At 48.1% G+C, this 11,623-nt stretch carries 8 protein-coding genes; 6 read left to right on the top strand and 2 right to left on the bottom strand.

Features of this window, described 5'->3' with window-relative positions; all coding sequences use genetic code 11:
• Nucleotides 1-1,633, top strand: a 1,633-nt coding sequence (locus tag QUB20_RS00540) for a CHAT domain-containing protein (protein WP_333242194.1), incomplete at its 5' end; no start/stop codon positions are given.
• Between the two features lie 158 nt (nt 1,634-1,791).
• On the opposite strand, the gene QUB20_RS00545 is transcribed toward QUB20_RS00540, so the two are convergent.
• Nucleotides 1,792-2,424 (bottom strand): hypothetical protein, encoded by a 633-nt coding sequence (locus QUB20_RS00545; protein WP_333242197.1) that lies wholly within the window; start codon nt 2,422-2,424, stop codon nt 1,792-1,794.
• 292 nt (nt 2,425-2,716) lie between these two features.
• Between QUB20_RS00545 and QUB20_RS00550 the strand changes: the two genes are divergently transcribed.
• Together QUB20_RS00550 and QUB20_RS00555 are read left to right on the top strand one after the other, a co-directional pair.
• Entirely contained in the window at nt 2,717-4,270 is a 1,554-nt protein-coding gene (locus tag QUB20_RS00550) for an NAD(P)/FAD-dependent oxidoreductase (protein ID WP_333242419.1), read from the top strand.
• A gap of 238 nt (nt 4,271-4,508) precedes the next feature.
• Nucleotides 4,509-6,266: an NFACT RNA binding domain-containing protein gene (locus tag QUB20_RS00555; protein ID WP_333242200.1), complete on the top strand. Its 1,758-nt coding sequence runs from the start codon at nt 4,509-4,511 to the stop codon at nt 6,264-6,266.
• Between the two features lie 580 nt (nt 6,267-6,846).
• Here QUB20_RS00555 and QUB20_RS00560 read toward each other — a convergent pair.
• Nucleotides 6,847-8,922 carry an iron uptake porin gene (locus QUB20_RS00560; RefSeq protein WP_445299361.1) on the bottom strand — a complete coding sequence of 692 codons (2,076 nt, stop codon included), beginning with the start codon at nt 8,920-8,922 and terminating at the stop codon, nt 6,847-6,849.
• 262 nt (nt 8,923-9,184) lie between these two features.
• Here QUB20_RS00560 and QUB20_RS00565 point away from each other — a divergent pair, with 262 nt between their 5' ends.
• The 3 genes from QUB20_RS00565 to QUB20_RS00575 all read left to right on the top strand — a co-directional run bounded on the left by QUB20_RS00565 (nt 9,185) and on the right by QUB20_RS00575 (nt 11,490).
• Nucleotides 9,185-9,352 carry a hypothetical protein gene (locus tag QUB20_RS00565; RefSeq protein ID WP_333291080.1) on the top strand — a complete coding sequence of 56 codons (168 nt, stop codon included), beginning with the start codon at nt 9,185-9,187 and terminating at the stop codon, nt 9,350-9,352.
• Nucleotides 9,349-10,515, top strand: a complete 1,167-nt coding sequence (locus QUB20_RS00570; protein WP_333242206.1) for a glycosyltransferase — start codon at nt 9,349-9,351, stop codon at nt 10,513-10,515. The genes QUB20_RS00565 and QUB20_RS00570 overlap by 4 nt, the downstream gene beginning before the upstream one ends.
• Nucleotides 10,516-10,758: 243 nt before the next feature.
• A complete protein-coding gene (locus tag QUB20_RS00575; protein WP_333242209.1) occupies nt 10,759-11,490 on the top strand; it encodes a sugar transferase in 732 nt (243 codons plus the stop codon).
• Nucleotides 11,491-11,623 lie beyond the last annotated feature (133 nt).

The raw sequence follows: 11,623 nt of genomic DNA on the forward strand, positions 1-11,623 counted from the left end.
GGAAGCTACTACATTGAATAATATTGGTGGAGTGTACCACAGTATTGGACAACCAGAAGAAGCATTAAAATACTATAACCAAGCTTTACTAATTAAACGGGAAGTGGGCGATCGGATGATGGAAGCTACTATTTTGAGTAATATTGGTGCAGTTTATCAAGATACGATGCAACCAACTCAAGCGATCGAAAATTTTCAGCAATCTGTCCAAATTACCTTAAAAATACGAAAGGGTTTACAGCGAGAAAACCGCCAAAAGTTTTTAGAAGGTGAAAGAGGAAGCGCCGTTGCACTTGTTGACATCCTCATCGATCAAAACCAACCCGATCGCGCTTTTCAATGGGTGAACATCGCCACCACCGCCGATCTCGCCGACTACACCCGCTTAATTGACGCCAAAGTAGCCAACCTCCAAGCACAAAAAGCCATTGACGAGTGGAATCAAAAAAATCAACAACTCCAAACGCTTCGCCGCCAACTCGAAGACAATTTCTCCGAAAATCTCTCCCGACAAATGCGAGAATTAGAAACAGAAGTCAACCGCCAAGCAGAACAAATTTCCCGCAGTTTCCCAGAAGTCGCCGAACTATTTGAAACCACACCCAAAGACATCGCCCAACTGAAAGCAAATATCGCGCCAGATACCGCTGTCATTCAACCCGTCTTGCTGACAAATATCTCAGGTGTCCCCAATACCGTCGCCCTATTTGTCTTGACAAAAGACAGTTTAAGTGTTAAAAAAGTTCCGATCGCTCCCGAAGAATTCGACAATCTCCTCACTCAATACCGCAAAGAAGTGCAAGATATTGGCGAAACAAACTTCACCGTAACAGGCAGCAAACTTTACGAAATCCTGATTCGTCCGATCGAAGACCAAATTAAAGCTATTTCCCCCAAACAATTGAGCATCATCGCCACGGAAAAACTACGCTACATCCCCTTTGAAACCCTGTATGACAAACAAACAAATGAATTCCTCATCCAGAAATATCCCGTCAACTATCTCACCCGCATTTCCACCAGAACAATTCCCGATTCAACTTCAAAAGGTGGAGTCTTAGCATTAGGAAATCCCGTCCCTCGTCCACCCCAAAATCTACCCGGTTCCGAAGCAGAAGTCAGAAATATCGCTCAATTATTGTCAGGAAGTTCAGCTTATATCGGCAATGACGCCACCCTCGATCGATTCAAAACTCAAGCGCCCCGCTTTCCCTTTTTACACCTCGCAACTCACGGCTGTTTCCAACCGGGAGGCTGTCAAAATTTGGGCATGGAGGAAAATACATTGCTGTTTGCTGACAGTCAGTTCAATATTCGCGATGCCGCGTTATTAGGATTGCGAAACACCAGACTCATCACTTTAAGTGCTTGTGAAACTGCCATACAAGCGAATTCCAACGGTGAAGAAATATCGGGAATGGCCTATATATTTGAGCGTGCCGGCGCGCAAGCTGTGATGGCGAGTTTGTGGAGTGTTGATGATTCCGCTACTAAAGATTTGATGGTTGAATTTTATCAAAATATCAATAAAGGGATGAGTAAAAATGATGCTTTGCGGCAAGCTAAGTTGAGTCAAATTGAGCGGCATCCGTTTTATTGGTCGCCGTTTATTTTAATTGGGGATGCGCGGTAGTTATAGAAGTTGACAATTGATAGTTGACAGTTGATAGTAGCTGTAGGGTGTGTCGCTATTAAAAATCCCAAATGAAAAATGGACAATTTCATAGCGACGCACCTTATAATATTCGTTGAATTGCACGCGATCGCATTCTGTCGTTGGGTGGGGCGGGTTTATGTAGATTGTTTGTGGGAATTATAAATTGTTGGTGAACCCGCCCCTACAAGCCCCCACAAAGCCAATCCGCCGCCCCTTCCCCTAGCCGCAATTATCCCATCTTCTACCAGAAAATATGCAAAAAATGCCTGCTTCCCCACACTCAAACTAAAAAATTCCGCCTCCCGCGCTTCACCACCGCGAATAAACCCTTGATACACAGTTTTACCCAACAATTTCACCGTAATTCTGGTAAAATCAAAAGCTAAAATATTTTTATTAACCAAAAACTTAGTCGGCCCGGAAAGAGTTAGTACGATCGCCCCAACTTGCACCGAATTCTCCACCCTGCCGATTTCGCTATTCTCTTCCCCTTCAGCAACAGCTTGGGCCGAATAAGCAATTTGAATTTTCGCAATCCACTGAGGGATGTAACGTCCCGCGCCCAACACAATTCCCGCTTTTTGTCGAGTCTTTTTCGTGCCGGTGATAAAGCACAAGCGCCAATTGCCGATTAATTGCTCGAAAGAATAGCGAATTTTATTTTTTTTCGCGTTTTTCTCAGCTTCGAGAAGGGCGGCGACTACGGCGTTGGAAGATGGTTTAGAATCAGATTGGGCAGCTTGTTCTAGAATAGATAGATTTTCCATTTAATAATATACAGATTTGTATTTTAAGGGTGGTAGCTGAGTCTAGATCCCCCTAAATCCCCCTTAATAAGGGGGACTTTGAATGCTTATAAGCCTGCCCTTTTTAACAAGAACTTTGACTGCTTCTTGTTCCCCCCTTATTAAGGGGGGCTAGGGGGGATCGAGCCTACAGTCAACTGCTTGCTTCTTCCCCCTTGTGTTAAGGAGGGCTAGGGACGATCGCATCTGTTAAATGCCTAAGTCCTAAAACTGCAAGACATTGATAATATTAGCTGAAGTAGCGGAGAAAAACATGGTTGCGATCGCCCCCACAGACACAGAAATCATCGTCATCGGCAGCGGAATAGGCGGCTTGACTTGCGCTGCAATGCTTGCCCGCTATGGCTTTGAGGTTGTGGTTTGCGAAAGCCATTCGATCGCGGGCGGGGCCGCACACGGTTTTGAACGCGACGGATTTAGCTTCGACTCCGGGCCCTCCCTGTACTCAGGATTATCCTACAGCCCGTCTGCCAATCCGCTGCGGCAAGTTTTGGATGCGATCGGCGAAAAACTCCCCTGCATCACCTACGATACCTGGGGTTGCTGTTTGCCAGAAGGCGATTTCGACACCTCCGTCGGTGCGAGTCAATTTGGCGAAGTGCTCGCACAACTGCGGGGCGCGGAAGCAGTCGCCGAATGGCGGCAACTCCAGCGCATCATGGAACCCTACGCCAAAGCTGCGATAGCCTTGCCCTCCCTGGCTTTGCGCTTCGATTTGGGCGCTGTTTTTACCCTCGGCAAATTTGCGCCGGCTTTCCTGCAAAGTGCTGGCGACGCGATCGCACTTGCAGGCCCTTTCAGCAAAATAATGGACAAAAATGTCAAAGATCCCTTTGTCCGAAATTGGCTGAATTTGTTGTGTTTCCTGCTGTCTGGACTTCCCGCCGACGGAACGATCGCAGCCGAAGTCGCTTTCATGTTCGCCGACTGGTATCGCCCCAATGCAGTTTTGGACTATCCGATCGGCGGTAGTGCAGCTTTGGTAAATGCCCTGGTACGCGGTTTAGAGCGCCACGGAGGGCAGTTGCTGCTAAATTCCCACGTTGCAGAAGTTTTGGTCGAAAACAACCGGGCTGCGGGCGTGCGGCTGCGATCGGGCAAAATTATTCGATCGCACAAAGCCGTCGTCTCCAACGCTTCCGTGTGGGATACCCTGAAACTGTTGCCTGAAACCTCAGTCCCGCAAAGGTTTCGGCAACAGCGGCAGGCGACGCCGGAGTGCGACAGCTTCATGCACCTGCATCTGGGAATTGATGCTGCCGGAGTGCGATCGGACTTGGCTTGTCACTACATCTTCGTCAAAGACTGGGAAATGGGCGTTTCCCCCCCTCAGAACGTCGTTCTCGTCTCGATTCCCTCCCTGCTCGACCCCGACCTCGCGCCTCCGGGAAAGCACGTCATTCACGCATATACCCCCGGAAACGAGCCTTACGATTTGTGGCAAAAGCTCGATCGAACCAGCGAAGAGTACAAACTGCAAAAACAAGCGCGCGCCGAGGTAATGTGGGAAGCCTTAGAGAGAATTATCCCCAATATTCGATCGCGCTGCGAAGTCACCTTAGTTGGGACACCTCTAACCCACGAACGGTTTTTGCGCCGCCATCGCGGTTCCTACGGGCCCGGAATTCGGGCGGGTAGCGGCTTGTTTCCCGGCCCGACAACACCTTTAGCGGGGCTGTTTTGCTGCGGAGATTCGACGTTTCCGGGAATAGGTTTGCCCGCTGTTGCTGCTAGCGGCGCGATCGCCGCCAATACGATCGCACCTTTGGACAAACATTTGCAATTGATTCGGGAAGTTATTAGTTAGTTGTTATTAGATATCTCCCATAATTATTGTGGAACAGGCAGGATGCCTGTTCAAAACCTGCTTTTTAGGAGATGTCTATTAGTTATTTGTTATTTGTTATTTGTTAACGGGATTATTGAAGGGCTTTCCTAGCGAAGGATGCGAACCCAAGAGTAAACAATAATTTGATATTAGTTAGTAAAATGTGACCGATATCTGTCAGCATATAAATAGATAGTTCGATCGCAAAGAGGCCACCGTGCAACCCGTAGACTTTACAACTTTAACCGCAGCTTGCAGCGAACTGCGAGCCCAATGGCTGCCAGCGCGCTTAGAACAAGTCTACCAGCGCGATCGATTTACCGTGTCCCTAGCCCTCCGCACCATGAAAGGGCGTGGCTGGATTGACCTTTCCTGGCATCCTGTGGCCGCCCGCATCTGCGTCGGCGACCCCCCGCCCCGCATTCCCGATACCTTCACCTTCAGCGAACAACTGCGGCATCAACTCAGCGGTTTAGCCTTAGTTTCCATCGCCCCTGTTTCCTCCTGGGAAAGAGTCATCGACTTGCAATTCGCCAAACGCCCCGGAGAACCTGCCCTCTGGCACCTGTACGCCGAAATCATGGGCAAATACAGCAACGTCATCCTCACCGCCCAAGATAACCTCGTTGTCACCTGCGCCCACCAAGTTAGCGCCAAACAGTCCACCGTCCGTCCCATCCAAACCGGGCAACCCTACGAAATGCCCCCGTCTTTGACCGATGCAGTGCCGAGTTTGAGCGAATCTCAAAACCGCTGGCAATCACGAATTAGCCTGGTTCCTGGGCAATTAAAGGGCAATCTGTTGAAGAATTACCGAGGGATGAGTAAGGCTTTAGTTTTGTCAATGATTCGATCGGCTTCTTTAGACCCCGAACAATCCACCGACAGCCTCAATCCCGACGACTGGCAGCAACTATTCCAACGCTGGCTATACTGGCTGCAATGCCTAGAAAACTCCAAATTTCACCCAAGTTTTACCCCCGAAGGCTACACCGTCATCGATTGGCCGACACCAGAAAATCACAATGTAGGGGCGGTGCCCCCGTGCCCGCCCTCTGATTCTTCTTCGGTTCAAGAATTACTTAACAGCTACTACACAGGCGAAATCAATCAAGAAGTATTCGCGCAACTGCGGCATCAGCTTACCCAAAAACTCAACAACGTCCTAGCCAAACTGCGCCTAAAAGCCAACACATTTAAAGAACGTTTACAGCAATCAGCAGACGCCGACACCCACAAATCCCAAGCCGATTTGCTGATGGCAAATTTGCAGCATTGGGAACCGGGAATGAAATCAATTTCTCTCCCCGACTTTGAAACCGAAAAACCAGTTATCATTTCCCTAAACCCGGAAAAAAACGCCGTTCAAAACGCTCAAGCCCTCTACAAAAAACACCAAAAACTTAAAAGAGCCCGCATTGCAGTAGAACCATTGTTAGCCGCCGTACAGGAAGAAATCGACTATTTAGAACAAGTTGAAGCCGCACTTTCGGTATTGGAAACCTACCGCAACACCCAAGATTTGCAAACCCTCGCCGAAATCCGCGAAGAACTAATCCAGCAAAAATATCTAGACGTACCAGATTACCGCAGTACGGACAAAAATGCTGCGATCGAATTTCACCGCTACCAAACCCCCAGCGGCTTTGAATTATTAATCGGGCGCAACAACCGCCAAAACGACCAACTCACTTTTCGCACCGCCAACGACTACGACTTATGGTTCCACACCCTAGAGATTCCCGGAAGCCACGCCTTGCTGCGTCTCACACCCGGTACTGTGGCTGAAGAAACCGATTTGCAATTTGCAGCCGACATGACTGCTTACTACAGTCGCGCGCGCCACAGCGAACAAGTCCCCGTAGTTTATACAGAACCGAAATATGTATACAAGCCGAAAGGTGCTAAACCGGGTATGGTTGTATACAAGCAGGAGCGAATTGTCTGGGGTAGACCGCAGCAAGCCCCGGCTTGATTTATACAAAGTGTGTGAAGGGTCGATCGGCAATCGAAACCTCGTTTTTACCCAAAATAACCTGTTTGGAAGCGATAAACCTACGCAGAAACCGGATTTTTGAAGCCAGCTTTGATTATACAAAGTGACCGGGAGTGCGATCGTCCCCTAATATCAAATCCGGTAGCATCGTCCTGTATTCATCTCTGTATTCTCTCCCTCTGCGTTCTCTGCGCCCTCTGCGGTTAAATCATTCCGATGCAACCGGAAACGATATCAGAATTTATATTCGCCTGTAATGTAAAGTTTTATTACAGAAAATTAAATTTTGTTGTTATAATACCCCTTAAGAGAGATGATGTTTCTGTTAGAACCCTTTGCAAAGAAACGTGCAACTTGGGTTTCCTCACTGTGAGAACAACACTGTGGGAACACAACGGATTTAACTATTTGTGCAGACCAGCTTTAGCAAAAGCTGGTCGTTTCTGTTTAAACCCTAAACCCCAACTCAGACAATTTTAGATTGGCGATTTTAGATTTTAGATTAAAACCGCCAATCTAAAATCTAAAATCTAAAATCTAAAATCGATGTGGGCTGCTCCTAGAAAGTAAACGTCGTTCTGACAACCCCAATCACCAAATCAGAATTATTCTTATTGTGGTCAGGAGCAGTCAGCCAAATCAGACCAGGAGTGATAGAAATATTATCGCTCAACTTAAACTGATAAAAACCTTCAACGTGCAGCGAAGTATCCTTATCTTCCGGCAAAGTCCGATTAGTAGAACTCGTCACCCGCGGCTCCATACCTACGATAATCCCCGCCACATTTCCTTCTTTCAACAAATCAGGAAAAGCCAAAGTAACTGCCCAGTTCCAAATTTTTTGATCGCCCCGCTGCACAGAACCCGTAGGAGTACCCAAGTTGGATAAAATGCGCTGATTAGTGTAACCAGCCCAACCGCCAATTGCAAATCTCCGGTTCAACTGCCACGAAGCTTGCGCGCCGTAGGAATTGCTAGAAACTGGCACATTGCTATCGCTGTCGAACCCGAAGGAACCGAGACGCTGCGGAAAATTAGAAGCATTGCTGCCGGTATTGGTAATTAAGTTGTAGGAATTAACGTAAGTTAAACCTAAAGCCATTGTGTCGCTCGGTTTGAAAGTCAACTGAGCCAAACCGCCGTAAGAACCGTTGAACAAACCGTTACCCCGCGTGGGGTTCGCAGGGTCGCCGGCCAAATACCCCAAACTAAGCTCTAATTTTTCCCCAAACTCATGCCGCAGAGCGATGCCAGAACCACCAAGCAAATAGTAAATTGGGTTGCGAGTACCGAAATTAGAAAGAGCGCCGTAGCTGCCGTCTCCGTCAAAGTAAGGGTTGACAGTGTTAACAAAATCATCAGCAGCGCCGGCGTTAGCTTCGAGAATTACAGTCGTGCTTTTGCCTAGAGGGAATTGGTAAAGCAGCGCATCTAAAGCTACTATATTGTTAGCCTCGCCAAAAGGCCCGACATTAAACCGCAATTCCCCTTCAGCAGTTTTCGTATTTTCCGTAGAAAACGCACCCAAATTTAAAACTTGTAATCGAGTTCTCAGCAAATCTTCTCCTGAGAAACTCGTGTCGAAATTGATACGAACCCTGCTACCAAAAGCCGTGGTTTTATCAGCTTCGCGACCCTCGGCATCATCTCCCCTGGCGATACCGGCCAAACCAAATATCACTTCGCCGTTGAGTTTAGTCGTAGTTGAAAACTGATTTGCTTCTAATTCAGAGGCGCGCGCTTCCAAAGCATCGACGCGGCCGCGCAAAGTTGCCAATTCCGCCGCAAATTCTTCTTGCAACCTTTGCACAGAAGCCAAATCTTCTCGCGTCGCCAGACTTCTGGAACCGCCTTGAATCAGCTCGCTAACTTTATCCAAACACGCATTTAAACCTGCTGCAAACTCGTAGCGAGTCATCGCCCGGTTGCCGCGAAAAGTGCCGTCAGGATAGCCAGCTATACAGCCGTAGCGCTCTACTAGGGATTGCAAAGCTTGGAATGCCCAATCGGTTGGCCGAACGTCGGAAAGTTGCGAAACAGAGGTTACTTGGCCGGCCGCATCTTGGCTGCTACTGTCTTCGGCGCTGTATTGGTTGATTTGTTCTAAAACATTTGACTGTGCTTGAGGTTGGGCACTTGGCTCAGTCGATTGGGAAATCTGCTCTTGGGCGCTTAAATTAGCCGGTGTAGCGGCGGATTGCGTTTCGCTTAAGTTTGCGGGCGCGACTGCGGGGATTTGCTCCGCGACTGGTTGTTCGGGACTTAAATTTGCGGGCGCTACTGCGGGTTTGGTTTCGCCTAAATCTGCTGCAACTGCGTTTTCCGGTGCTTTTGCTTGTTCGGCAACTGGGGCACTCAAATCGTTAGTGAAGCCCTCGTAGAGGTTCGCACTTTCTTTCTCAATAGTTTCAACAGTCAAGTTGCTAGCTAGTGACGCTGGTTCGACTGTCTCAGCCTTTGGCGTCTCAGACGTTGCCACCTCGATTGCAGCCCCTGCGAATTGCAATTGATGAGCTTGATCTGTGGCTGCAATTTCTCCAGGTTGCTCTGCTGCTAGCGCTGTCGAAGATACTACTAAACTTGCTGCCAATACAGCGGGACTAACTAAAAGTCCTTTCCACAAAAATTTGGACATTTTTTCCTCACACCACATTGAGCCGATCGCCCGTTCCGAAGATTTAGGCGCCAGCAAATCACCTTCAATATTCTGCCTAATAGTATTTCTTGTCAACAATCGGGGAAATCACTGCCGGAGAGTGCAGTTTGGCTGTGGCTGATTTGACAAAAACCCCGTTTATTCCCAAAATCCTTGGTTTGACTCACCGAAGAGCACCATTCTCAAGAACAGGCAAGATGCCTGTTCCACAAAGAGGGAATTTTCTTGTGGAACAGGCATCTTGCCTGTTCCTAAACAAGTAATTGAGAATGGCGCAACATCTCAGTTTGAAGATACCTACCTAGAAACCTGGTTGATGGCCCGATATTGCGTAAGTGAGCCCTCAGTAAGATTAATATTGACAGAAATGGCGCTAACACATCGTTCGATCGGCTACAAATACAAGTGAAAAAACTCAAATACGCCCTAGTTCACGAATGGTTGACGCCCTTAGCTACTGGCGGTTCAGAACTCGTAGTACAGGAAATCCTCAAACACGTAGACGAGGCAGATATCTATGCCCTCATCGACTTTGAATCAGCCAATCCCGAAAGCTATCTTTTCGGGCGACAGATTGGCACAACTTTTTTGCAGCACTTTCCCAATGCCCGCAGCGGCGTCCAAAAATATTTGCCATTTCTGCCGATCGCGATCGAACAACTAGATCTGCGAGAATACGACATCATCCTCTCCTCATCCCATGCCGTCGCCAAAGGCATCCTCAGCAGTCCCCAGCAAATGCACGTCTGCTACTGCCACACGCCCATGCGCTACGCTTGGGACTTAACTTTTGACTATTTGCGTAGCAGCAAAGCCGGACGGGGTATCCAGGGGCTGCTGACGCGATATTTGTTGCATCGACTGCGGCAGTGGGACGTAATTTCCGCCAATCGCGTTGATTATTTCATCGCTAACTCTCAACACACGGCGCGCCGAATTTGGCGCTGCTACCGGCGGCGGGCCCAGGTGATTTATCCGCCGGTAAATATCGAGCGATTTTCGTTGATGCGGCAAAAACAAGACTTTTACGTCACCGTTTGTCGGTTGGTAAGTTACAAAAACGTAAGTGCGATCGTCCAAGCATTCAATCAACTAGGGCATACTCTAATTGTCATCGGCACCGGGCCAGAATTAGAAATGATTCGGCTTCTCGCCAAACCCAACGTGCAAGTGCTCGGCTGGCAGCCCGCCTCCATAGTTGAAAAGTACATGGCAGAGGCGAAAGCCTTTGTCTATGCAGCTTGCGAAGATTTTGGCATAGCTTTGGTAGAGGCTCAAGCTTGCGGAACACCGGTAATTTCCTATGCAGCAGGGGGCGCTTTGGAGACAGTGCTCGACATTCGCCAACACCCAGAGACTGGGACTGGTTTATTTTTTTCCTCCCAAACCCCAGCAGCATTAGTCGAAGCTGTCGAGGAATTTGAGCAGTTGCAAGGCAAATTTGAGCCAGAAATCGGCAGGTTGCGCGCTCAACAGTTTGCCCCCGATGTCTTTGGGCAGCGCTATCTAGCTTTTGTGGAAGGCTGCTATCAGGAATTTCAATCCCGTGATTTTACCGAGTCTGGGGCTTGAGAGTGCCAGAACCCCATAGCGGGACAATCTTCCTTCTGCCTTTGTATAAGTGCCTTCAGAAGACCTCTGCATCAGTGCCTTGTGCCTTCTTCCTTCTGCCTTTTGAAGCCATCTTCCTTCTTCCTTCTGCCTTTTGAAGCCTTCTGAAGGCAGAAAATTGAGTATTGGCAACATAATTGAGAGAACAAAGCGTCTTGAGGCTTTATGATCAGGACTGTGTGTGGTGTGAAGTGAAGGAGTAAGATGACTGCCGACAGCCAACTAATCTCCGGCAAGGTAATTCGAGCGATCGCAAGACGCGGTTTTGGGTCTGTCCTGCAAGGAGATAGACGCATAAGTCGTTCTCTACAGAGCCTCGACGGAGAACTTTTCAAGCGGTTATTTGACATCCTGTTTTCCTTATCGGTTCTGATCCTGTTTGCTCCGGTTTACCTGCTTTTGGCTTTCTTAATCGCCTTAAGCTCGCCCGGTCCTATTTTTTACGTACAGGAACGAGTAGGCAAAAACCGTAAAAGGTTTTATTGCCTTAAATTCAGAACGATGGTGGAAAATGCGGACGATATATTGCTGGAAATCATGGAAAATTCTCCGCATTTGCGTCAAGAGTTTGAGGACAATTTCAAGCTGAAACAAGACCCTCGAATTACCTGGATTGGAAGATTTTTACGAATGACCAGTTTAGACGAGTTTCCCCAGTTTTGGAATGTTTTAAAAGGAGATATGAGCGTCGTCGGGCCCAGACCTTTAGTTGAAGAAGAACTGCCGAGATACGGCCGTCACATCAACCAAATTCTCACCATAAGACCTGGAATTACAGGCTTGTGGCAAGTGTCTGGTCGCAACGACATTCCCTATCCCCGCCGAGTCCAAATCGACCTCTATTACGCAAATGACAAAAACCTTTGGATGGATATGTGGATTGTTTTCAAAACAATTGGAGTTGTGATTTTTCCCAAAAATAACGGCGCATACTAATTTTTGTCCGCAGTCAGCAATCGGTAGTTAGTTTTATTTGTTACTGACCACTGATGCTGACTACTGACAATCAGCGACAAACTCTTTGTCAAAACTAAACAGTTCCGGGATGCCGATCGCAGAATTGTCAGCT

This window comes from Microcoleus sp. B4-C2, assembly GCF_036705265.1.
Lineage (GTDB): Bacteria > Cyanobacteriota > Cyanobacteriia > Cyanobacteriales > Microcoleaceae > Microcoleus.